We start from the raw sequence: 24,297 nt of genomic DNA, 5'->3' as shown, positions 1-24,297 counted from the left end.
CTTTTAGGTCAAGTTTGAATTTGATTTTTTAAGCTGATTATTTAGTTAGTTGTTAGAAGATATTTTCTTTTACTTTTGACGGGACAAAAGTAACAAAACCCCTTTGTTGATCTGATGGCACTTCCATGTGCCACAAATGAACGGGCGACTTCCTGTCGCCGTGGCACGTATCAAATAGTTGCAGGACTTTACTTTGAAATAATGAGAAAGGGATCGTAAGTATTAAAAACAATAAAACCCTCTTTTTAGAGGGCTTTATTCATACATAAAAACTAGCTTAACGAAGTCGGGATAACCAGTCACCGAGGCTTTGTACAATCTGCACTAGAATCAGTAATACAATCACCGTCATGATGACTACAGAGGTATCAAAACGCTGATAACCATAAGAAATCGCTAAGTCACCAATACCACCCGCACCGACAGCACCGGCCATTGCCGTTGCACCAATCAAACTGATGGTAGCAGTAGTCAAGTTTAGAATCAGTGAGCTACGCGCTTCCGGCAGAATAAACTTAAAGATAATTTGCATTGGCGTCGCGCCCATCGCTTGGGCAGATTCGATAATACCTTCATTCACTTCAAGCAAAGATGTTTCAATCAGGCGACCAATGTATGGGCCGACATAAATGGTCAATGGAACAATCGCTGCCCAGGTCCCAATCGATGTGCCGACAATTAACTTGGTCAGTGGAATCACCGCAATCAGCAAGATAATAAATGGCAATGAACGTAGCGCATTCACAATCGGATTGAGACCGTGATAAATCACACGATTCGGCAGAATCCCATTCTGACGGGTCACCAGTAGAGTAATCGCCTGAATAAAGCCCCAGATACAGCCAAACAGCATCGCGAAGAACACCATATGAAAGGTTTCTTGTAGCGCTGTCACGAACTGATCTATCGACAGGGAGCTTTTCCAGAACGGTGCAGTGATCGTCGTCAGCCACTGTACAATCAAATCTCTCATGCCTGTACTCCCGCCTGATCGACTTGTACGCCGTGTTGTTCAAGGAATTTTATTGCTGCTTGAATTTCTTGTGCATCACCCAGTAGCTGAATAAACATCTGGCCAATCACCGTGCCATTAATTTCGGTCATATTGGCAAACAGAATATTTAAACTGATATCAAACTGTTTAATCACCGCTTGAATCACGGTTTCCTGTGCCGAGCTACCAAGGAATTTCAGGCAATAAATACTGTTGTGATTCTGGTTTTCCAGATTATTCAGAATATTGACTGGTAAATGCTGCTGTAATACGGTCTGAATAAAACTCTTGGTCGTCGGGTGCTGGGGCTGACTGAATATTTGTAAGGTACTGCCGGTTTCAATCACATCACCTTTTTCCATCACGGCGACATAATCACACACGGTTTCAATTACATCCATTTCATGGGTAACCATAACAATGGTGATGCCTTGTTCTTCATTAATTTTTTTAAGTAGCTGTAGAACAGATTTGGTGGTTTGTGGATCAAGTGCAGAAGTCGCTTCATCACAGAGTAAAATTTTTGGATGATTGGCAAGGGCACGGGCAATACCAACACGCTGCTTTTGACCGCCAGACAATTCATCTGGAAAAGCATGACGTTTATGTTTCAGGTCAATAAAGTCTAATAATTCTTCGAGGCGCTTTTCCCGTTCTGCCTTGCTCCAGCCTAGGAGTTTCATGGGCATTTCGATATTGGCTGCCACGGTTTTGGTTTGCATTAAATTGAAATGCTGGAAAATCATGCCGATGCTGGCACGTTCTTGACGCAATGCTTTGGCATCCAGTGCGGTAAAATCTGTTCCGTTAATGATAATCCGGCCTGAGCTTGGGCGCTCAAGCAGGTTGATCAGACGGATGAGGGTGCTTTTACCGGCACCACTATAACCGATGATGCCAAAAATACTGCCGGTTGGAATCTGAAGATTAATCTGATTCAAGGCATGCAAGGTTTGACCCTTAAGCTCATACTGTTTTGAAATATCTTTAAATTCAATCATAGTGTCAAAAACTGCATCACGGATAAAAAAACAGGCAAGAAATCGTCCTTGCCTGTTCTAAAAGTCTATTATAGTACTATTTTGATTCAGTTAAATACGTCACAGGTTTGTTTACCGCAACTTTCGTACCACCAAAATGTTCATCAACATATGCTTTTACTGCTGGCGTATGATACAACGCACCCACTTTTTGCAGGACTGGATCGTTTTGACGGTCTGCTGCAACAGCTAATACGTTGACATTCATTTTTGTGCTTTGATCGATTGGCTCATAGTAAATCGCATCTTTCAATACGTTTAAACCACCTTCCATTGCCAGGGTATTGCCCAGCACAATCGCATCAACTTCATCTTTTACACGTACTGCAGTCGCCATTTGAATTGGCTTAATCACGATTTGTTTTGCATTTTCGGTCACATCAGAAGTTGTACCTTTGACATTGTCAAAACCAGCTTTTAATTTAACTAGGCCTGCTGATTGTAAAAGTAATAATGCACGTGATTCGTTTGCGCCGTCGTTAGGAATAGCAATGGTTGCACCAGTTTTAAACTCGTTTAAAGATTTCACTTTGCTTGAGTAAATACCCATTGGCTCTAAATAAGTGGTAGATAGAGGTACAATTTTGGCTGTGTTGGCATCGTTGTAAGCCACCATATAGGCATAAGACTGGAATGCATTCACATCAATTTCTTTGTTGGCTACTGCCGTGTTCATTGACACATAGTCAGTAAAATTTTTCACATCAAGTTTGATACCGGCTGCTTTGGTTTCAGGCAGGGTCGCGATATAACGCCATACGTCTGCATCTGAACCGGTCGAAGCCATAGTTACAGTTTGAAGACCATTAGCATCTTTGCTTTGCGCTGCATCAGTGGCAGGCGCTTCTTGTTTACCACACCCAGTTAAAGTCAATACAGAGGCACTTAAGATAACGCCAAGTAACTTTTTCATGAAATTGTCCTAATTCTATTCTTGCCTAAAGTATAAGCATTTTTAAATCGTGTTAAATAAGAGTTTTATTACGATCTAAGTAGGTGGATTGATCATTGCTGAGGAGGGCTTGAGATCGGAAGATGCAAGCGTGCAGCAACAGTTCTGGTGAACTTGATCAAGTCAGAGGCAGCCCAAATCTGATGTACTTAATCTATTTTGGAGAGAGAAAATAGATATTTCATAAGTACATGCCAAGGTTTATGTGCTCTGAAGTTGCGGATATCATAGCAATAAATCTATATTCAATATACTGGATAAAAAAGCTTTACTTATCTCTTTAGGCGAATATAAAAAAAGATCTTTTAAAGAAAATATGTAAGCATCCGGCTAACACAGCCTTACCAAGCGATCCTATAAGCCTTAATTTAGTCCCCACCTAAAAACAAGTGGGGACTTAATCCATGAACATGGATATATATTCAGCAACACCTCCTATTGCTAAAAAACGCAGAACATACAGCAAAGAATTCAAACTCAGTATTGTCAATGCCTGCAAAAATCCTAATACCTCGATCGCTTCGGTCGCACTGCAACATAGTATTAATGCCAACCTTGTCAGTCGTTGGATCAGGATCCTCAGCCATCATGAGGGTGCCGTGCAGGATCCTACTCATGTGAATCCAGCATTTATTGCTTTGCCTTACACTGCTGCAATCAGCCAACCTATTGATGAGAGGATCACGTTGTGTATCACCGTGCCTCATACGAATAATGATATTCAGCTAAAATGGCAGACATCAGAAATACCTGCCTTGGCAGAATTACTCAAGGCACTTGCAACATGATCCGCATTGATGAAATCTGGTTGTCTACTCAGCCCATGGACATGCGTGCAGGTATGGATACGACCATGGCTCAGGTGGTGAGAGCCTTTGGCTACATCAAACCGCATTGTGCTTACCTGTTCTGTAATAAACGTGGCCATCGCATGAAAGTGTTGGTACATGATGGACTGGGCATCTGGCTGTGTGCCCGGCGGCTGGAACAGGGAAAATTCCACTGGGCTCAAGTTCACCAAGGTGAAACCGTGGCCCTCAGCCCGGAACAGTTACAGGCACTGATCCAAGGTTTGCCCTGGCAGCGCATTGGACGACAGCAGGTGGTGACGATGCTTTAAACCAGGCTGTTCCATTCTGCTATTCTCCAAACGTTCTATTTCATTCTTCTCATGACCTCAGGCATACTGCGGTCATGAATACGCTGCCTGACTTAAGCCAACTGACCCATGAACAACTGCTGGAATTTACCCAGCAGTTGGCAATGCAGCATCAACAACTCGCAGAAGATAACCAACAATTAGATACCAAAGTTCAGCATCTTTCCATTCTCAATCAAAAATACGAGCATGAGCTCGCACTATTTAAACAGCACAAATTCGGCAGTAAAAACGAACATCTCACCGCAAAACAAATCCATCTATGGGACGAAGCGGTTGAAGAAGATATTGCCGCGGTTGATCTGGAACTGGAACGGCTAAATGCAGATAAAACCGATGCAGCGACACACAAAGCCACAGTCAACAAACCTAAACGTCGTCCATTGCCAACTCACTTACCTACGATTCGCATCGAGCATGAACCTGCATCAACCCAATGCAGTTGTGGATGCCAACTCCGTCGTATCGGCGAAGATATCAGTGAAAAACTGCATTTCAGACCGGCACAGTTCTATAAGGAACAGCATGTGCGTGGCAAATGGGTCTGTGATCAGTGTGACACCCTGACTCAGCAAGCGATGCCTGCCTATGTGATTGATAAAGGCATTGCTTCCCCTGAACTGCTCAGCCATGTGCTGGTATCGAAGTATGCCGATCATTTGCCGCTGTACCGTCAGCGCCTGATCTATCAGCGGGCGGGAATCGAACTTTCTAGATCAACTTTATCTGACTGGATAGGTCGCTGCGGTGTAGAACTGGAACCTCTGGCCAATGCCTTAAAAGAGGTGGTGCTGCAACAGCGGGTGCTGCATGCAGATGAAACACCGGTCACCATCATGCGGATGGGTGAGAATAATAAAAAACCGAAGAAAGGTTATGTCTGGGCCTATGCCACCACACAGTACAATCCAGTTCAGGCGGTGATCTATGACTTTCAGGATAGTCGTTCAGGCCAGCATGCTGAAGAGTTCTTGAAAGGCTGGCAGGGTTATCTAGTCTGTGATGATTACAGTGGTTATAAAGCACGCTTTAAATCAGGCCAGGTCATAGAGGTGGGCTGCATGGCCCATGCACGTCGTAAATTCCATGAACTGCATGTAACTGGGAAAAGTCAGGTCGCTGAACAGGCATTACTGATGATTCAGAAACTGTATGCGATAGAAGCAGAACTCAGGAAAAAGACCGATAGTACAGCAGAACACCGCCGCGAATACCGACAACAGCACAGCCAACCGGTGATGCAACAACTGTATGAATGGCTCAACCAACATTATCTGACGGTGCCATCGAGTTCTCCAACCGCCAAGGCCATCAATTACAGTCTGAAGCGTTGGCCAGCCTTAAGCCGCTATCTGGATGATGGCAATCTACCTATTTGCAATAATTGGGTCGAGAATCAGATGCGTCCCTGGGCGTTGGGGCGCAAGAACTGGCTGTTTGCAGGTTCGCTGCGCAGTGGTCAGCGAGCGGCAAACATCATGACGTTAATCCAGTCAGCAAAGCTGAATGGCTTGGATCCGTATGCCTATTTAAGTGATGTGCTGAAAAGGCTGCCGACACACAAAGTGACCCAAATTGAAGAATTGCTGCCACACTGCTGGAAACCTAAATCGAATTAAAATTGGTATGGGATTCAGCGGACGCTTACAAAAATATTAATTAAAACAATATATTATTTATATTGAAAATATAGTTTTAATGGATGTGTTTAAATAGTGATCTTTATAAGATTTTGTAAGATAGAAATATAAAAAATGCATATAGATAAATAGGGTGTGTTGACACTTTTAGCTTAAAAAAATAGCGAAGTAGTAAAATCAAATCGCCAAACCCAATTTTACTATTCGCTATGCCTCGTACCATGCTGACAGATCAACCCTGGCAAAAGTTGAAAGTTATTCTGCGTAATTTATCCATTCACCACAACTCAAATTTACGCAATTTTATTGAAGCTATTCTCTATAGAATTAGAACAGGCTGTCCGTGGCGAGATATTCCTTGTTGTTTTGGTCATTCAAACTCTATTTTCAAACGTTTTAATCGTTGGTCAAGCAGCGGTAAGTTACTTAGATTATTCAAATTACTAGCCTCATGCCCCGATATGGAGTGGATTTTTATTGATGGCTCTCATGTACGTGCTCATCAACATTCTGCCGGCATAGCGAATCAATCTATTTCTAAAAGTGTAGGAGGAAACTCCTCAAAAATACATTTGATTGTTGATGCACATGGCAATCCTATTGATTTCATGATTACCGATGGAACCACACATGATGTTAAAGTTGCACCTGATTTAATATCAACATTAGATTTAAAAGAGACAAAAGTGGTATGTGCAGATAAAGGCTATGATTCAGAACCACTGCGTGAACAGATCAGGAAAACAGGGACTAAAGCGAATATACCAAAGAAAACAAATAGCCAATCGAACAATGATCATATGGACTGGTATTTATATAAAATCAGGCATTTAGTTGAAAATATGTTTTGTAGATTAAAGCAATTTAGAGGAATAGCTACTCGATATGACAAGCTCAAAAGAAATTATCAAAGTTCTGTTGCTTTAGCCTGTATATTTTTATGGCTACCTTTATAGGGTTAATTATGAACAGTAAATGTCAACAGACCCTATATAGAATATCTGATTTTTTGGAAAATGAAGAAAATTCGAGTATTAACGAGATAAATCTTTCCTTTCTATTAACTAAGCGAGTCAGTATCTGATCTTGGTTTTCTTAGGTCATGATACTGCAAGCTTGTTTTAACAGAAGGGAATATGCAGATAATCTGAACGCTGTTTTTCATAGAGTACGTGTCTACACAAGATATGATCGGCAGGTACAAGCGGATGGTCAAACTCTCCTACTTTTTCTAAGCTAATGTTTTGCATGACACGTTCTGAGGGCGTGTTGACGCATGCAGTAAAAGAAATGACTTTCTCGAGTCGTAGAGTTCTAAAGGCATATTTCAGTACCGCTTTGGCCCCTTCAGTGGCATAGCCTTGATTCCAGTATTGTGGTAGCAAGCGCCAGCCAATTTCAGGGGCATCAGCAATTTTAAGCTCAGGTGGATGCACGTGTAAGCCAATAGATCCGATAAATTCGCCTGTGGTTTTCAATTCTACGGCAAAGGCTCCCCAACCGCGTTTTTCGATATCTGTGCGGATACGTTCAAGAAAAGCAGTTGCCTCAGTCGCATCGAGATTTTTAGGGAAGTAGCACATGACCTCTTTATCTGCACACATTTGGATAAATGGAGCTATGTCAGAGTCTTGACATTGGCGCAGGATCAGGCGAGGGGTTTGGATATAGCTAATCATAGATTTCACAAATAAAAACCCGCTATAGCGGGTTATAATAAATTAATTTGCAAGTAATAAGTCTTCAGCTCTTAGATATTGAAAGAATGCATCTAAAATTAGATTATTACGACTAATAATGTCTTCTTCATCAAATTTATTTTTTTGAATCAGTAGAGATATTTCATCAATTTGGCTCGGTTTTGAGTAACTGCCTCTACGTACTTCACCACTATAAATTTTTTGTTTATCTTCAAAACGATAATCAGAAGCCCTAATGTTTATACTTTCCTCAAGTAATATTTTATTCCCTAGCAATTCAAGATGTTCAACTTTCTCAAGTCCTTGTTCCATTTGATAACGTTTTTTAGCAAAGATATGTTCTATATGGAAGCTTTCATTAAGGTTAAGCAATGGTTGGTTTTTCAATGTGAAGGCATACCACGTGAGTATGGAACGAGTAATACTGCGTTGATTTGTGAATTTATAAGTTTCAAATAAGGTTCTAGTATGAGTTTCATCAAATCTATATTTTGAAAATGAGACATCATTGTTGTTGACTAGATTAACCATTTCATCAAAAGCAGGAGTTCTGAGTGCATTAACTCCAGGATTTGTAATAGCATATGTATATATAAATGCAGTAATTTTATTTAGAAATTGGAGAAATAACTCATTATCTAGTAAATTTTTGTGATCCTTAAAATGTAAAAAATAGGTGGAAACCAAATTTTGCCACATACCATTGGGAGCATAATTTAGTATGTAGAGTTTTTTTAGAACTTCATTAGAAAATTTTGAATTATCTTGAATTTTGATACTCTGCCAGAAAGCTGCTAGTTTTTTTAAGTCCAGCATTGTGTTTTCTGAATTAAGATATTGATATTTGTTACGCTCATAAAACTTTCTCAAAGCTTCGGTCGATGTGCTTTTATTACCTTCAAGTGCTCGTAAGTAATACATATAGCGCGTGAATAATTCATCCATTGGTGTAGTTGTGCTATGTGTAAAAATATCATTACAAACTTTTTCAAGGTTTTTCCATTCCTCAATGAAATCATCCTTTTTGCCTAATTTCGTATAGAATTTATAAAATTGAGCTTTAAAAATATCTGCATCGGATAAAGGTAGACCACGATCGTTTAGGGTTGAGAAAATACGTAAAGCAGTATCTTGTGAATCCGCTTCGATAGGTAATAGGATGCAATTTCCTAAAATACGAGCGGGTAAGTAAGCGAAATAGCTTGGAAAGTTTTGTAAAAAACTATCGATTCTCTTTTGAAAAAATTGATAATTTTTTACATATTTATTTTCACTATTTACTTGAATAGAGCCTGTTCTTAGTAGTTTTAAAAATTCTTCTTTATCATCATCGGTAGCTACTTCAGAATCAATTTTTAACTCTGTCTTGATGGCTTCACCAAAAGTATCCGTTTTCCAAATGCATTTCTCAATGCGTTGCCGTGTTGACTTAGAGCTTTGATCTTGCATATTGGTAAATTTGTCAAAAAAAGCTCTTAGAAGTAACATCAAAGTTGTGAGTCGTTGTTGTCCATCAATTACTTCGGATTGATCGTTATCATTTTTATATGTGACAATGGAGCCTAAAAAATATTCATCTTTTCTATCATCAAATTGGTCTGCATTATTGTCTGGAAAAGCAAAATTAAAAATATCATCCCATAAGGTTTGGCATTGCTCTTCATCCCATGCATAAGGTCGCTGATAATCAGGTATTAAAAAATCTGCACGTTTATCTGAAAAAAGTTCGTAAACTGTTTTTTGGTCAACATTAAGTTTAGACATAAGCCCCCCAACCCCTCAATTTTATTGGTGCATAATTTTATGTAATCTATTCATTATCATGCATATTATAGAAAAACCCCGAACGAATCGGGGGTTTTTTAATTAATCTAAATTCAGATTAAGCATTTTCACGCGCAATCGCACGGTAACCAATATCTTTACGATATTGAACGCCGTCGAATGTCACTTTTTCGCAAAGCTCTAACGCTTTTTCTTGTGCTTCACCAATCGTGTTACCAAGCGCAGTTACGCAAAGCACACGACCACCAGCAGTAACGATGTCACCATTTTCATTGGCTTTAGTACCTGCATGGAACACTTTCGCATCAGTCATTTCAGTGTCTAAACCTGAAATTACATCACCATTGCTTGAAGTTTCTGGGTAACCTTTCGACGCTAAAACGATACCAACAGTCTTGCGCTCATCCCATTCAGCTTCAGCAGGTAAGTTACCTGCAATACCAGCTTCAACGAGATCTACCAAAGATGATTTTAAACGCATCATGATCGGTTGAGTTTCAGGGTCACCAAAACGACAGTTAAACTCGATTACTTTTGGTTGACCTTTGTCGTCAATCATCAAGCCAGCGTATAAGAAACCAGTGTAAACGTGACCGTCTTTTTTCATACCTTCAACGGTAGGACGCATCACTTCCTTCATGGTTTTTTCAAATACGTCAGCAGTCACAACAGGCGCAGGAGAGTACGCACCCATACCGCCGGTGTTCGGACCTTGGTCGCCTTCAAAAATACGCTTATGGTCTTGAGATGTTGCCATTGGCAAGATGTTGTCGCCATCAATCATACAAATGAAAGATGCTTCTTCACCTGCAAGGAATTCTTCGATCACAACACGAGAACCTGCATCACCAAATTTGTTGCCTGCAAGCATGTCGTCAATCGCATCGAATGCTTCTTGATTGGTCATTGCAACGATTACGCCTTTACCTGCAGCAAGACCGTCAGCCTTAATCACGATTGGCGCACCATTTTTCTCAACAAATGCTTTCGCAGCATCTACTTCAGTGAACACATCATAGAATGCTGTTGGAATGTTGTGGCGTTTTAAGAAGTGCTTGGCAAAAGCCTTAGAGCCTTCAAGCTGTGCAGCAAATTGAGTTGGACCCCAAATTTTAACGCCAGCTTCACGGCATGCATTTACAACACCATTTACAAGTGGTGCTTCAGGACCAACAACCACTAAATCAACCGCATTGTTTTTTGCAAAGTCGATAATTGCAGCGTTGTCTAAAATATTTAAGGCAACATTTTCGCATTTATTTTCTGTTGCAGTACCTGCATTACCTGGTGCTACAAATACTTTTGCGACTTTGTCATCTTGCGCGATTTTCCATGCCAATGCATGTTCACGACCGCCATTACCCAAAACTAAAACGTTCATCTTTTATAATCCTGTTTAAAAGAAATCCCCACATCTCCAAAAGGAGAATCCCATTTTTGCAGTACTTGACGTACAAAACCCTCCTTAGAAAAGGAGGGCTAGGGAGGATTTAAAAAATTAAATGAATCTTCATGTGTCTATTAATGACGGAAGTGACGCATACCAGTGAAGACCATTGCAATACCAGCTTCGTCAGCTGCTGCAATTGTTTCTTCATCACGCATAGAACCACCCGGTTGAATAATGCATTTGATACCTGCTTTGGCAGCGTTATCAATACCATCACGGAATGGGAAGAATGCGTCAGATGCCATTACCGCACCTTCAACCACTAAACCAGCATGTTCAGCTTTGATTGCAGCAATACGGGCAGAGTTTACACGGCTCATTTGGCCAGCGCCGACACCAATGGTTTGACGGTTTTTAGCATACACAATCGCGTTAGATTTTACGTATTTCGCCACTTTCCAAGCGAAGATCATGTCATCAATTTCTTGTTCAGTCGGCGCACGTTTGGTCACAACTTTAAGGTCATCTTTAGTGATCATGCCCAAGTCTTGATCTTGAACTAACAAACCGCCGTTTACGCGTTTGTAGTCAAGTTGCGATTGACGCGCATCGATTGCTGGGAGTTCGCCACATACAAGTACACGTACATTTTTCTTCGCACCTGTTACTTCAAGAACGCCTTCAGCAACACTCGGTGCAATGATCACTTCAACGAATTGACGATCAACAATGGCTTGTGCAGTTGCAACGTCTAATTCACGGTTGAATGCAATGATGCCACCGAATGCAGATTCAGGATCTGTTGCATACGCAAGATCATAAGCTGCTTGAATACCGTCTAGAGAAACTGCAACGCCACATGGGTTCGCGTGTTTAACGATCACACAAGCAGGCTTCGCAAATGATTTCACACATTCAAGTGCTGCATCAGTATCTGCGATGTTGTTATAAGAGAGTTCTTTACCTTGAAGCTGTTTCGCTGTTGAAACAGAAGCTTCAGTCGCTGTGTCTTCTACATAGAATGCAGCAGCTTGATGCGGGTTCTCACCGTAACGAAGGTCTTGAACTTTGTTCAATTGAGTATTGAAAGTACGTGCAAATTTGTCTGCCTGACCTTCTTCTTTACCTACGCGAGCGCCTAAGTAAGATGCGATCATGCCGTCATATTGAGCAGTATGTTCAAATGCTTTTACTGCTAGGTCAAAACGAGTTGCATGAGATAAAGCACCCTCAGCTTTAAGCTCGGCAACGACAGTTGCATAGTCAGAAGCATTTACGATGATACCTACAGATGCATGGTTTTTTGCTGCAGCACGAACCATGGTAGGACCACCGATGTCGATGTTTTCGATAGCATCAGCAAGTGAACAGTTTGGTTTGGCTACCGTTGCAGCAAATGGATAAAGGTTTACAACGACTAAATCAATAGCATCAATGTTGTGTTCAGCCATCACAGCTTCGTCTAGACCACGACGAGCCAGGATACCCCCATGAATTTTTGGATGTAGTGTTTTTACACGGCCGTCCATCATCTCTGGAAAACCTGTATGCTCCGAAACTTCAACTACAGCCACATTATTGTCTTTCAACAATTTGTAGGTACCACCTGTAGATAAAATTTCTACCCCTAGAGCAGCAAGTTCTTGTGCAAATTCAACAATACCAGTCTTGTCAGACACAGAGATTAAAGCGCGTTTAATAGTCATGATCTTCGTCACAGTTTTCAAGGAACAGAATAAAACAAAATCAGCAATTTACAGGTTAAAAAAAATGCCTGCGGAAGCCGCAAGCATTTTATCATTTATTCACTCATTAAACCGTGAGCTTTTAACTTTTTACGTAAAGTACCACGGTTGAGTCCGAGGATCTCGGCAGCACGTGTTTGGTTACCACGTGTATATTCTAGAACTACAGATAGAAGAGGTTTCTCCATTTCTGCTAGCACCATGTCGTATACCTGAGATGGTTGCTCGCCCTGCAGTTGTGCAAAATAGTGGCGAACTGCGCGATCTACGTGGATACGTAAAGCAACATCAGATTGTGCAGTAAAAATAGGAGATTTGCTATTCATGCGAATTAATCCGAAAAACAAATATCACTTGGGTAAAGTGATATATAAAAGTGGTCTAGAAATTGAAATGAACTCCATTTTAGATCCTAAAACGGAAGTTCTAAAACTTAGTCATTACATTGAGCCTGTAGCTTGACACATCTCTGCGATTTGGTCGAAAAATAAGCGTAACAATAGTTAAAGTTTTGTTACTGACCAAAATCAAAACAAAAAAATCTGCACGATACGCAATAAATTTTATAGCGCATTAGGCAAGACTGTATTTGTTGTGAAAAAGTCGCGAGGAGTTGCAGCACATAGCTTTCGTGGCGCGTATCATACCATTGTCTAAGCAAAAGTGAGCAAGAAAACTGCATTTTTTTTAACTTTTTTTAATTTTTTAATGCTTTCTCAGCAGATTAGGGGCGAATTATTTCCAAAGTATAGCGATCAAAGCTTTTACGATCGACTGGAAGCTTAAATTTGAATTTAAACGGGCTGTTTTTTGGGATGCGCTGAATATTGACCAGACTTTCAATCAGGTACTCTTCGGAGGACAGGTTATAAGTTGCAATCACTTCACCGCGATGTTCCAGATTGATTCTTAAAATTGGTAAAGCCAGACTACGGTCATGAAAATTAATCAGCTCACCGCTAAACTCAGCTTCATTATTACCGGTTGCCTTGATTTTGACTTTATTAACCTGAATTAGTGTGTAGTATTTTTCCAGATTGGAACAATTAAACACTTCACAAGCACTGTTAAAGGCCAGACTCATGACGTGACTGTTTTTGATGTATTGCGGATTGAACCAGAAAAATTGAAACAGCAGCAGGCTGAACAGCGACAGATTAAGTAAACTCCAGCCTATATAGTACATTGGCCCACGTTTGGTTTGTTTTTCTGCCTGATCTTCCCAATTCATGCTCGGCAGGACTGAAATCGGCTCGGTACTGAAATAATTCAGGTTATTTAAATAGGTTTCCAGGTCAATATTGGAATGTTCAACTTTTTGATCAAAAATCTGTAGCAGGCTATGACGATGGTGCTGCTGATCCGTGTGATAAACACCTGAGTTATTTTGAGCATTAGTTTTGCTGAATTCGCTGGAGTTTGATTGAGCGTGAGACATTGAGGCAGTGACCGAATTCCGGGTTTCGGTCACCAAATGCGATAAGGCATTAAATGAGGTGGTACATTTAGGACAGCAAACCATTCCCTGCGCAACGGTGAGTTGAGCAACTGTGACCTTATAGGTGGTGGAACAGGTAGGGCAATGGGTTCTTTTGTCACTCATGGATTATTTATAGGCTCATTCGTTCTTATGGCGTTTACCCGAGATACGGCACCAGTGCTCATCTCGTTTTTCTACCTCTAATATATCAAAATAATTTGAGTAAATGCTAGTAACATCAGCAACTTGCTCTTCAATAACACCCGCAAGTGCGAACTGTCCCTCAGATTTGATTAAAGTTGCGAACTCGGGAGCCAGCATCATCAGTGGTGCTGCCAGAATATTGGCAACAAATACGTCAGCTTTGGTATTGCCGAGCTCATCTCTAAATTCTTCTGGCAGTCCGACATAAAGTTTGTCCAGTACGCCATTCAGTTCAGCGTTTTGCTGAGTCGCCAGTACAGCTTGTGGGTCGATATCAGTAGCATATGCTTTTTTCGCACCTAATAGCAGTGCAGCTACCGCGAGAATACCTGAGCCACAGCCATAATCGATGACAATTTTATCTTTCACATCAATCTTGCCGAGCCATTGTAAGCACAGGAAAGTTGAAGCGTGGTTGCCTGTTCCGAAAGCCAGACCTGGATCAAGCTTGATGTTTACCGCATCGGCATCAGGTGCTTCCATCCATTCGGGTACGATCCAGTATTTATCAGCAATCTGAATTGGCTCATAGGCATCCATCCAGGTGCGTTCCCAAGCCTGATCTTCAATCAGTTCATGACGGATCGGAGCATCTGGCATTTGTGCACGAATAAAGGTTTCTAGTGCGGTAACATCAATTTCTTCGCCTTCTTCCTGCGCATAAATACCGGTCACAATCACTTTATTCCAGAGTGGTGTTTCACCTGGAAGTGGTTCCAGCAAATCCTGGTTTTCAGCATCATCCAAAGTCACACTCACTGCGCCTAGCGAGCTGAGTAATGTCTCAGTAAAATCAACCTGAGCCTGTTCAACCGTAATATGAATTTGTAACCACTTCACAGAAATAACCTTTATACATTTTTCAAAAAGCTATTGTAACGGAAGTTCAGACTCAACGCTGCTATCTTCTTGATCCATTCCCAAAATAAAAAGGATGCCTGAGGCATCCTTTGAACAGTTCCAGAGCTTATCTAATCCAGATTCGTTAAAGGTGTTTGCGCCGGGAGTGGTGCAAGCCGGTTCAACAGACTGCCAAAAATTGCAGCAAAGATATACATAAAGATAGAATAAACCGCGGCTGGCATCGCCACAGCAGCACTGCCAATCACGGTCAGGGCAATGGTCATGGCGAGGGTGCTGTTATGAATGCCAATTTCAAATGCACTGGCACGGGCTTGAGCGCTATTAATATTCAGTAGTCGCGGAATCAGATAACCAATACTCAGGCTCAGGATGCAGAACAAGGCAGTCGCCAGACCCACCTGGGTCAAGTATTCACCGATATTGCTGCGCTCTTTGATGAGTGTGGCAATAATAATCAGCACCAAAAAGCCAATCGAAAAAATCCGCAGCGGCCGATTCAGTTTTGCGGTCACGCCTGGTGCATAGCGCCGAATCAACATGCCAATTCCCACCGGAATCAGGATGATCGCAAAGACTTGCAGAATCTTGCCGAATTGCAGGCCAACTTGCTGGCTATCCTGCATAAAATGCATGATCGAAAAATTAATAATTAAAGGTAAGGTAATCGCTGCGATGACTGAGTTGATAGCAGTCAAAGTGATATTGAGGGCTAAGTCACCTTTAAACAGATAGCTAAACAGGTTGGCTGTTGCACCCCCGGGCGAAGCCGCCAGGAGCATCAACCCGACTGAGAGTAATGGGGTTAAAGCGAATAGCTTGCAGAGTAAAAAGGCAATGCCAACCAGAATAACCAGTTGGCAGAACAATGCTATAAATACGGCTTTGGGGTGACGAGTGACACGGCTAAAGTCCCGAGGCGTCAGTTCAAGGCCCAGTCCCATCATGATGATTGCAAGTGCCAGCGGCAGTAATATCGTTATAAGGCCAGAATCCATCTGTATGCTCCTTGTCGAAAATTGTTTTAATACTTCTGATTTTCTTTGGAAAAGCATACAGCCTTATAGCAGAATCAGCCAAATAAATTACAAATCTGATAAACGCCCTTTGTTGCTATACACCACTTGCTGGCGGCTAATTAGCACACCGAAAATAGTGGCGAAACTGTACATGAAAATTGTATAAATGCCTGCAGGAATAGCCATCGTGACATTATTTAAGACCGATATCGCAATCGTCAGCGCAATGGCAGTGTTATGAATGCCAATTTCAAAGGTACAGGCGCGTGCCATTTTCTCTGGAATACCCATGAGTAAAGGAATGCAATAGCCAATAAACAGGCTGGAAAAACATAAAATCGCAGTTACTGCACCAATATTGGCAAAGTATTCGACCAAATTCGAACGTTCTCTGAAAATGGCGAATATCAATAGGATGGTTAGAAAACCGATAGAGAGTAAGCGCATGGGCCTGCTGACAGTAATTGACAGGTTTGGAAATTTGGCCCGAAGCAGCATACCCATGATCACGGGAATCAAGGTAATTAAAAACACCTGCACAATCTTTTCAGCTGGAAAAGTCACGTTTGAGTCATGACTCATAAAGTAGTGTAAGGATAGATTGATAATAAAGGGTAGGGTAAAAATAGAAATGATGGTATTAATGGCGGTTAGAGTAATATTCAGTGCCACATCACCTTTATATATGTAGCTAAACAGGTTCGCGGTTGGGCCGCCAGGTGAGGCGGCTAGCAACATCAGACCTACAGCAAGCAAAGCGGGCAAGTCCAAAATCAGACAAATAAAAAAAGCAATGCTGGGTAACAGTACTAACTGCGCAAATAAAGTAATAAAAATGACTTTAGGATAGCGACTTAAGCGCAGGAAATCTTTGATGGTGAGTTCTAGCCCCAGCCCCATCATCATGATTGCCAATGTAATTGGCAAAAAAACGCTAAAAAACCCCGAATCCATGAATTTGCCTTTTTATTATACATTTATAGATATATTTTGAGTTTAGCCTAGATGAATAAATAAGTAATAAAAAACGGGCAAAATGCAGTCACTTTGCCCGTCAAAACTTTTACTTGAAATCTAAACTATTTAGATATATATCGGCTACATACCTGGCTGGCCTTGCATTGGTGAGTCAGGCTGTGCTGGCTGGTTCATCTGATGCTGCATTGGTTGGCTTTGCATCGGTGGCTGCATTGGCTGACTTTGCATCTGAGATTGTCCCTGAGGGCGTGGTGGCATAAAGCCTAATGCACATTTACCTTTGACTTCGGCACCATTAATGGTGGCAGTGGTTGCACCACTGTTGCCGCTACAAGTACTCATGAGTTCGGCTTCATCGCCTTTGATTGAAGCGTTTTTGGATGAAGCGAAAAACTGCGGTTCACAGGTACCATTCCAGATAATGCCGCGATGGGCAAAACTGACTTGTGCACCTTGGGATTTGCCTTTACAAACCTGTTGGTACTTTTGTGTATTATAAATGGTTTCGACCTTATCATTCGCTGATGCAGCAAACGGCGCAAAACATAAACCACATAGAACGGTTGAGAGGAAAATATTCTTATTCATCTTTTATACCTTTGTTTGTAATGTAACCAACATATAGATTAAAAAATGCGCGAGATTAAACAATGCAAATCGAGTAAATTTCTCAGCTTATATGTTTAATTTATATAGTTCCTCTGCAAAGTTAAATTACAGCGCTTTATTGTTATGCGAGTTAAGTGCGATTTATCTCAGGATAAATTCAACTGAATTTGTCTACTTTAGAGTGAAATTTGCTATAATGCTCAGCTATTCTTTTTTATCTCTCAATTACCACTATGCATTATCCTAAAGTATACGATGTCATTGTTATCGGTGGCGGTCACGCCGGTACGGAAGCGGCTCTGGCTGCAGCGCGTATGGGTCGACAGACTTTACTCTTAACTCATAACATTGAGACTTTAGGGCAGATGAGCTGTAACCCGGCCATCGGTGGTATTGGTAAATCGCATTTGGTGCGTGAAATTGATGCCTTGGGCGGTGCGATGGCACTGGCTGCCGATAAAGGCGGTATTCAATTCCGTATTTTGAACTCGCGTAAAGGTGCTGCAGTACGTGCAACACGTGCGCAGGCGGACCGTGTACGTTATAAAGCGGCTATTCGCGAAACATTAGAAAACCAAGCAAACCTTGATATTTTTCAGCAAGCCGCAGATGACCTGATTGTTGAAGGCGATACCGTTAAAGGTGTGGTTACCCAAATGGGTATCCGTTTTGATGCGAAAACTGTGGTGCTGACAGCAGGTACATTCTTAGGTGGTGTCATCCACGTTGGTCTGGAGAAATCTAGCGGTGGTCGTGCGGGTGATCCGCCGTCAATTTCCTTGGCACATCGTTTGCGTGAACTTCAACTTCCAGTGGGTCGTTTAAAAACAGGTACACCACCACGTATTGACGCGCGTTCAGTGGATTTCTCTGTGATGACACCACAGCCGGGTGATTTCCCATCTCCGACCATGTCATTCATGGGGGATGTGTCTATGCATCCTGAGCAGGTAAATTGCTATATCACGCATACCAATGAACGCACGCATGAAATCATTCGTGGCGGTTTAGACCGTTCACCGATGTACACGGGTGTGATCGAAGGTGTTGGACCACGTTATTGCCCATCGATTGAAGATAAGATTCACCGTTTTGCCGATAAAGATTCTCACCAAGTCTTCTTGGAGCCTGAAGGCTTGGATACACATGAGCTTTATCCAAATGGTATTTCGACTTCTTTACCGTTCGACGTTCAGTTTGAACTGGTTCGCTCGATCCGTGGTATGGAAAATGCGCACATTCTTCGTCCGGGCTATGCCATTGAATACGATTACTTCAACCCACAAGCGTTGAAATTTACCCTTGAAACCAAAGCAATTAATAACTTGTATTTCGCCGGTCAAATCAACGGCACAACCGGTTATGAAGAAGCGGGTGCGCAGGGTTTGCTTGCAGGCTTGAACGCTGCACGCCGTGCTTGGGATCAGGAGCAATGGACGCCAAAACGTGATGAAGCATACATGGGTGTTCTGGTCGATGACCTGATCACATTAGGTACCAAAGAACCATACCGTATGTTCACCTCACGTGCCGAATACCGTTTGATGCTGCGTGAAGATAACGCAGATCAGCGTTTAACAGCCATTGGTCGTGAAATGGGTCTGGTGGATGACGCGCGTTGGGCAGTGTACTGTGAGAAAATGGAAGCAGTGGAAAAAGAAACAGGCCGTTTGCAACACTTGTGGGCCGCACCAAATAACCCAATGGGCAAGAAATTCGTTGAGATGACCGGTGCAGACCTGTCTAAAGAATGTTCGGCGATTGATTTGTTGAAACGTCCAAACATTTCATTTGCTCAAATTGCAGAGTTAACCAATTCTGAAGTATCACCATTTGTCGGTGAGCAAATTGAAATTGCAGTGAAATATGCGGGTTATATTAATCGTCAGCATGAAGACGTCGCACAAATGAAACGTCTTGAAGAAACCCGTATTCCTGCGGATTTCGATTATGACATCGTGTCAGGTCTGTCCCGTGAAATTACCCTGAAACTGAAAGATGTTCGTCCTGAAACATTGGCGCAAGCCAGTCGTATTCCAGGTGTAACCCCTGCAGCAGTTCAACTGGTGATGATTACAATTCGTAAGAATGCACAAGCAAAGAAATCTGCTTAAGATTTTGCGCTAAAAAAGCCCGCATTAAGCGGGCTTTTTATCGGCTTGTAGTTTTGTATAAGTTTTGACTATCGTTGAATTAAAAATAACTACTATTAAATTAAGTTATTGATAAATATATATAATAAATATTATCAAGATGTATTAAGTCTATAAATACAATCTTTTAGGTCTAATTTAGATGATATTTACACATGCTGATGTGCTTAAACCCGACTATTGTCGTGCTATTTCTCTATTAAGATTAGGTTAAGAATAATGCAACGGATCGTCAGACTATTAAACGGTTTGTGAATTATTGATGGAGATCAGTCATGGCACAGTCATACAGCGAAAAAGCCCAAAAAATATTAACGATATTCTTATGTTTCTGGGTCGCATTTTTTGAAGGTTTTGACCTTCAAGTTCCCGGGATTGCGGCGAAAGGAATTGCAGCAAGCTTTGGTTTAGATCAAATCCAAATGGGCTATGTATTTAGTCTGGGTGTCTTTGGAATGCTGTTTGGCGCATTCTTTGGCGGACGTATTGCAGATTATCTAGGACAAAAGAAAGTCCTAATGCTTTCTGTGACTATTTTTGGTCTGTTCATGTCGTTGACTGCAATTGCGCCAAGCATCGAAGTTTTATATGCAGCGCGTTTCTTTACTGGTTTGGGTTTAGGTGCGGCAATGCCAACCATGATTTCAGTCGTCGGTGATGAAGCAACGGAAGCCAACCGTGGCAAGCTAAATAGTCTGATGTATTGTGGTTTGCCGGTAGGGGCGATCTTTGTTGCCGGTCTGGCCATGTTGCTTCCGGAGATTCAATGACAAACCTTGTTCCTGATTGGGGGATTAACGCCTTTAGCACTGATTCCATTGATGGCATTTATTCTTAAAGATAAGCCTAAAGTGAATGCGGAAGTACCGGTTTCTGGCGAAGCTGTGCCGGGAATGGCTGAGGTGTTGTTCAAGCAGCGACAGTATAAAAATACAGTGCCTCTTTGGGTTGGCTTCTTTTTTACCTTGATGATCAATTATATTTTGATTAGCTGGTTGCCAAATTTACTTATGGAACAAGGTTTGCAGAAACAGCAGGCATTTTTGGTGATGTTGGTGTTCCAGGTGGGCGCTGTCATTGGAACCCTAAGCCTGGGTTATTTACTGGACCTTTTAAAGCTCTGGCAAATGGCGACTATCATTTATAGTGGCTTGTTTGTTGCCTTGGTATTGCTATTCACCACAACTTCTATTCCGTTATTAATTTTGGCGGGAGTCATGGGGGGTATTTTCTCTACAGGTGGCCAATCTATTCTGTATGGGATCTCACCAATTTTTTATTCAGGCGCAGGTAAAGTCACCGGTGTGGGTAGTGCGATCTCTCTAGGACATTTAGGGGCGATGACTGGACCATTATTAACTGGAAAAATTCTGGCATTAGGTTTGGGAACGACGGGCATTCTTGTGGCAAGTTTGCCAGCAGTGGTCGTATCGGCAGTAGCTGTCACCGCACTATCACGTTATAAGGCTGCTCATAAGTAATTGATCATTGATATCTGTCAATACAAAAAGGGAATCTGAAGATTCCTTTTTTTATCGTCGAGGTTTTTAATTGAATAAAGTCAGTCCATAAAATTTGCTAAAATATACGGATAGTAAACAGATTGATTTTTATATGGCTTATCAACTTATTCCACTCTCGATTCAGGCCACTGATAATATTGCCTGTCCACATTGTCAGCACAACGTGATTGATTGGGCAGAAGAGCAGTATGTGCAACCTTGTGAACATACCCTGTTTATTGCCATGGATATTGGCTTTGAATATATGACGGATGAATTCGAGCACAGCATGCCGCGTTCTGTAGATGATCTGCATGCCAATGATGATCAGGTGAATATGCTGGATGAAATCACCCAAGCGACTTATTCAAATTATCTGATATATAAGTCTGATCTGGGCATAGATGGGTATTTCCGCTATGTGGGTTTTACTGCATAAATCATCATCAATAAAAAAGCGCCAATCGGCGCTTTTTTATATGGAAAGATTAACTTTCTATTTCTTCTTCGATTTCATCATCCGTAGTATCCATGCCCAATTCTTTAAGCTTGCGCGTTAAAGTGTTGCGACCCCAACCTAAAAGTTCTGCGGCATGACGTTTACGGCCACGGGTTTGTTGCAAGGCTGCATTGATCAAGGTGCGTTCAAACATTGGCGTCGCAACATCCAGAAGTTTCATTTCACCATTTTTGAGTTTCTGCATCGCCCATTGACCCAGCAATTCATCCCAGTGATGCGGTGCGATCTGGTTCAGCGTTGGAATTGGCGCACCCGGATCCTGCTGATGAATTGGAATCTGTTTCAGCTCAGGTGGCAAGTCTTCAGGATAGACTTCACGACCTGTGATCATGACAGTCAGCCAGCGACAGGTATTTTCAAGTTGACGCACATTACCTTGCCATGGCAATTTCTGCATATATTCTTGGGTTTCAGGACGTAATATCTTTGGATTGACCCCAAGTTCCTTTCCGGCACGCGCCAGAAAATGCTGCGCCAGCATCGGAATATCTTCACTGCGATGTGCCAGTTTTGGAATATGAATACGAATTACATTCAGTCGATGATACAAGTCTTCACGGAAACGACCATCATGAACCAGTTTTTCCAGATCCTGATGTGTCGCTGCCACGATACGCACATCGACCTTAACCGGAATATGACCGCCAACTCGGTAGAACTCTCCATCGGCTAGGACACGCAATAAACGGGTCTGGGTCTCAAATGGCATATCGCCAATTTCATCTAAAAACAGCGTACCGCCATTTGCCTGTTCAAAACGACCTTGGCGCTGGGTATTAGCACCGGTAAATGCACCTTTCTCATGGCCGAACAGTTCAGTTTCGATCAGGTCTTTTGGAATCGCCGCCATATTGAGGGCAATAAAAGGTTTTGAACTGCGTGGTGAATGACGATGCAGGGCATGAGCTACCAGTTCTTTACCTGTACCAGACTCACCATTAATCAACACGGTAATATGCGATTGTGATAAACGGCCAATGGCACGAAACACTTCCTGCATGGCAGGCGATTCACCAATAATTTCGGTAGATTGAATTGGTGGAGCCGCTTTTGCTGATTCTTGTTGCTGTAGCTTGGTGATATGTAAAATTGCACGATTTACCAGCGCCAGTGCTTCATCAATATCAAAAGGCTTAGGCAGATATTCAAAAGCACCAGTTTGATAGCTAGAAACAGCCGATTCTAAGTCTGAATGCGCCGTCATAATAATGACAGGTAGGTCAGGATAACTGTGTTTAACCTTGCCCAGGAAGGTAAGTCCATCAATACCCGGCATGCGGATATCGGTCAAAATCACATCGGGTGCTTCCAGACTCAGTTGGTCTAGTGCAGATTGTGCTTCTTCAAAACTGGTCACATCCAGACCTTCCTCTTTAAAGGTCTTTTCCAGTACCCAGCGCATGGCGCGATCGTCATCAATCACCCATATTTTATTTCGCGACATGATTCGACTCCCAAGGTAAATATAAGCTAAAGACGGTTTTTCCAGCCACGGACTGACACTCGATCATGCCGTTGTGCTGATGAATAATATTTTGAGCAATACTGAGGCCCAGTCCGGTACCTTTTGCGCGACTGGTGACCAGCGGATAAAACACCGATTCGATAATCTCTTCCGGCACACCTGGACCGTTGTCTTCAATATCAATCCTTACTACAGAGCGGTGAATCACCCCGTTAATGGTAAAGAGACGCTGAATCCGGGTTCTTAAAATCAGTTCCGGTTGATGTTCGACAAAGAACTCCTTGTTCTCGGTCATGGCCTGTACGGCATTGGCGCAAATATTCAAAATGACCTGAATCAATTGGTCGCGGTCTGCCAGAACTTCCGGTAAGGACAGGTCGTAATCCCGGGTAATCTTGATTTTCTTTTTGGTCTGATTGGCAATCAGTGAACGCACCCGTTCCAGAGGTTCATGCACATTGACCAGTTCATAGCTCGGAAGCTGGCGTGAACCGAGCATGGTATCGGCCAGATTTCTGAGTCGATCCACTTCGCTAATAATAATGTCGGTAAATTCTTTGTATTGTGGATCATTCAAACTGCGTGCCAGGAGTTGAGTCGCCCCGCGAATGCCACCCAAGGGATTCTTGATTTCATGCGCAACACCGCGAATCAGCTGACGCGCTACCTGATGCTGTTGCAGCAGATTTTCTTCACGCGAGATTTTTAACATGCGATCGCGAGGATTGAGTTCAATGAGCAGTAGCGGATGATAAGGTTTGCCCAGATTTAGCTGAGAAACAGTGTAGTCAACATGAATGTCTTTAAAGTTGACCAGAATAGTGGCTTCGCGGCGTGTATAAGGTTGTCCCGTACTTAAAGTATTATTCAGGGCTTCTTCTGTATTGAACTCATCTGTCGGGTTTTGCAGAATATTGAGTACGGATGTGCCGCTCGCGCGGAATAAGCTCACATCAAATAAGGCTTCACAGGCAGAATTCAGATAATAAATATTAAGATCGCGGTCTATCAATAAGATACACGTGGTCATATTGTCCACTAAAGCACGATAGTCGATCGGAATAATTTGATCCATTCGCGGGTTTGTTCCTGTATTAAAAT

At 42.1% G+C, this 24,297-nt stretch carries 20 protein-coding genes and 2 pseudogenes; 7 read left to right on the top strand and 15 right to left on the bottom strand.

Annotated features, from left to right (window positions below; all coding sequences use genetic code 11):
• Window positions 1–277: 277 nt before the first annotated feature.
• The 3 genes from ACO1B7_RS00930 to ACO1B7_RS00920 all read right to left on the bottom strand — a co-directional run bounded on the left by ACO1B7_RS00930 (window position 278) and on the right by ACO1B7_RS00920 (window position 2,947).
• Complete coding sequence (locus tag ACO1B7_RS00930) at window positions 278–973, bottom strand: methionine ABC transporter permease (RefSeq protein WP_004646692.1); 696 nt, start codon at window positions 971–973, stop codon at window positions 278–280.
• The gene (locus ACO1B7_RS00925; protein ID WP_004646694.1) at window positions 970–1,995 is read right to left on the bottom strand and encodes a methionine ABC transporter ATP-binding protein; all 1,026 of its coding nucleotides are present in this window, start codon (window positions 1,993–1,995) and stop codon (window positions 970–972) included. Before ACO1B7_RS00925 ends, ACO1B7_RS00930 begins: the two co-directional genes overlap by 4 nt.
• 76 nt (window positions 1,996–2,071) lie before the next feature.
• Complete coding sequence (locus tag ACO1B7_RS00920; RefSeq protein ID WP_005263086.1) at window positions 2,072–2,947, bottom strand: MetQ/NlpA family ABC transporter substrate-binding protein; 876 nt, start codon at window positions 2,945–2,947, stop codon at window positions 2,072–2,074.
• Between the two features lie 443 nt (window positions 2,948–3,390).
• Between ACO1B7_RS00920 and ACO1B7_RS00915 the strand changes: the two genes are divergently transcribed.
• The 4 genes and pseudogenes from ACO1B7_RS00915 (at window position 3,391) to ACO1B7_RS00900 (ending at window position 6,760) form a co-directional block, all read left to right on the top strand.
• Complete coding sequence (locus tag ACO1B7_RS00915) at window positions 3,391–3,774, top strand: transposase (RefSeq protein WP_262558981.1); 384 nt, start codon at window positions 3,391–3,393, stop codon at window positions 3,772–3,774.
• Complete coding sequence (tnpB, locus tag ACO1B7_RS00910) at window positions 3,771–4,106, top strand: IS66 family insertion sequence element accessory protein TnpB (RefSeq protein ID WP_000618091.1); 336 nt, start codon at window positions 3,771–3,773, stop codon at window positions 4,104–4,106. Before ACO1B7_RS00915 ends, tnpB begins: the two co-directional genes overlap by 4 nt.
• A gap of 74 nt (window positions 4,107–4,180) precedes the next feature.
• Entirely contained in the window at window positions 4,181–5,764 is a 1,584-nt protein-coding gene (tnpC, locus tag ACO1B7_RS00905; protein WP_423089681.1) for an IS66 family transposase, read from the top strand.
• A gap of 230 nt (window positions 5,765–5,994) precedes the next feature.
• Window positions 5,995–6,760: pseudogene (locus tag ACO1B7_RS00900) on the top strand (IS5-like element ISAba31 family transposase).
• 146 nt (window positions 6,761–6,906) lie between these two features.
• Here ACO1B7_RS00900 and ACO1B7_RS00895 read toward each other — a convergent pair.
• The 10 genes from ACO1B7_RS00895 to ACO1B7_RS00850 form a co-directional block, all read right to left on the bottom strand.
• On the bottom strand, window positions 6,907–7,464 hold the full coding sequence (locus ACO1B7_RS00895) for a GNAT family N-acetyltransferase (protein WP_423090298.1): 558 nt from the start codon (window positions 7,462–7,464) through the stop codon (window positions 6,907–6,909).
• Window positions 7,465–7,506: 42 nt separating this feature from the next.
• Window positions 7,507–9,249, bottom strand: coding sequence for a DUF262 domain-containing protein (locus ACO1B7_RS00890; RefSeq protein WP_004646698.1), 1,743 nt, complete (start codon window positions 9,247–9,249; stop codon window positions 7,507–7,509).
• Window positions 9,250–9,367: 118 nt separating this feature from the next.
• Window positions 9,368–10,651, bottom strand: a complete 1,284-nt coding sequence (purD, locus tag ACO1B7_RS00885; RefSeq protein WP_222112114.1) for a phosphoribosylamine--glycine ligase — start codon at window positions 10,649–10,651, stop codon at window positions 9,368–9,370.
• Window positions 10,652–10,791: 140 nt separating this feature from the next.
• Window positions 10,792–12,366: a bifunctional phosphoribosylaminoimidazolecarboxamide formyltransferase/IMP cyclohydrolase gene (purH, locus tag ACO1B7_RS00880; RefSeq protein ID WP_004646700.1), complete on the bottom strand. Its 1,575-nt coding sequence runs from the start codon at window positions 12,364–12,366 to the stop codon at window positions 10,792–10,794.
• A 95-nt stretch (window positions 12,367–12,461) separates the two neighbouring features.
• A complete protein-coding gene (gene fis / locus ACO1B7_RS00875) occupies window positions 12,462–12,731 on the bottom strand; it encodes a DNA-binding transcriptional regulator Fis (RefSeq protein WP_001086304.1) in 270 nt (89 codons plus the stop codon).
• A 398-nt stretch (window positions 12,732–13,129) separates the two neighbouring features.
• Complete coding sequence (locus ACO1B7_RS00870; RefSeq protein ID WP_004646701.1) at window positions 13,130–14,008, bottom strand: DUF3426 domain-containing protein; 879 nt, start codon at window positions 14,006–14,008, stop codon at window positions 13,130–13,132.
• A gap of 15 nt (window positions 14,009–14,023) precedes the next feature.
• The gene (prmA, locus tag ACO1B7_RS00865) at window positions 14,024–14,929 is read right to left on the bottom strand and encodes a 50S ribosomal protein L11 methyltransferase (RefSeq protein ID WP_004646702.1); all 906 of its coding nucleotides are present in this window, start codon (window positions 14,927–14,929) and stop codon (window positions 14,024–14,026) included.
• Window positions 14,930–15,060: 131 nt separating this feature from the next.
• Window positions 15,061–15,948, bottom strand: a complete 888-nt coding sequence (locus tag ACO1B7_RS00860) for a bile acid:sodium symporter family protein (protein ID WP_004646703.1) — start codon at window positions 15,946–15,948, stop codon at window positions 15,061–15,063.
• 87 nt (window positions 15,949–16,035) lie between these two features.
• A complete protein-coding gene (locus tag ACO1B7_RS00855; RefSeq protein ID WP_004646704.1) occupies window positions 16,036–16,923 on the bottom strand; it encodes a bile acid:sodium symporter family protein in 888 nt (295 codons plus the stop codon).
• A 144-nt stretch (window positions 16,924–17,067) separates the two neighbouring features.
• Window positions 17,068–17,535: a hypothetical protein gene (locus ACO1B7_RS00850; RefSeq protein WP_004646706.1), complete on the bottom strand. Its 468-nt coding sequence runs from the start codon at window positions 17,533–17,535 to the stop codon at window positions 17,068–17,070.
• Between the two features lie 254 nt (window positions 17,536–17,789).
• On the opposite strand from ACO1B7_RS00850, the gene mnmG reads away from it, so the two are divergent.
• From mnmG to ACO1B7_RS00835, 3 genes and pseudogenes are all read left to right on the top strand, one after another.
• Complete coding sequence (gene mnmG / locus ACO1B7_RS00845; RefSeq protein WP_004646707.1) at window positions 17,790–19,670, top strand: tRNA uridine-5-carboxymethylaminomethyl(34) synthesis enzyme MnmG; 1,881 nt, start codon at window positions 17,790–17,792, stop codon at window positions 19,668–19,670.
• 314 nt (window positions 19,671–19,984) lie between these two features.
• Window positions 19,985–21,190, top strand: a pseudogene (gene mhpT / locus ACO1B7_RS00840) (3-(3-hydroxy-phenyl)propionate transporter MhpT).
• A 133-nt stretch (window positions 21,191–21,323) separates the two neighbouring features.
• Window positions 21,324–21,650 carry a hypothetical protein gene (locus ACO1B7_RS00835; protein WP_004279890.1) on the top strand — a complete coding sequence of 109 codons (327 nt, stop codon included), beginning with the start codon at window positions 21,324–21,326 and terminating at the stop codon, window positions 21,648–21,650.
• 49 nt (window positions 21,651–21,699) lie between these two features.
• Here ACO1B7_RS00835 and glnG read toward each other — a convergent pair whose 3' ends face one another.
• On the bottom strand, window positions 21,700–23,175 hold the full coding sequence (gene glnG, locus ACO1B7_RS00830) for a nitrogen regulation protein NR(I) (RefSeq protein ID WP_004279889.1): 1,476 nt from the start codon (window positions 23,173–23,175) through the stop codon (window positions 21,700–21,702).
• The gene (glnL, locus tag ACO1B7_RS00825) at window positions 23,162–24,271 is read right to left on the bottom strand and encodes a nitrogen regulation protein NR(II) (protein WP_005266616.1); all 1,110 of its coding nucleotides are present in this window, start codon (window positions 24,269–24,271) and stop codon (window positions 23,162–23,164) included. Before glnL ends, glnG begins: the two co-directional genes overlap by 14 nt.
• Window positions 24,272–24,297 lie beyond the last annotated feature (26 nt).

Origin of the sequence: Acinetobacter lwoffii (genome assembly GCF_049367455.1) — a bacterium.
GTDB classification, from domain to species: Bacteria; Pseudomonadota; Gammaproteobacteria; order Pseudomonadales; family Moraxellaceae; genus Acinetobacter; species Acinetobacter lwoffii_W.
This window is presented reverse-complemented; position numbering and strand designations above follow the sequence as displayed.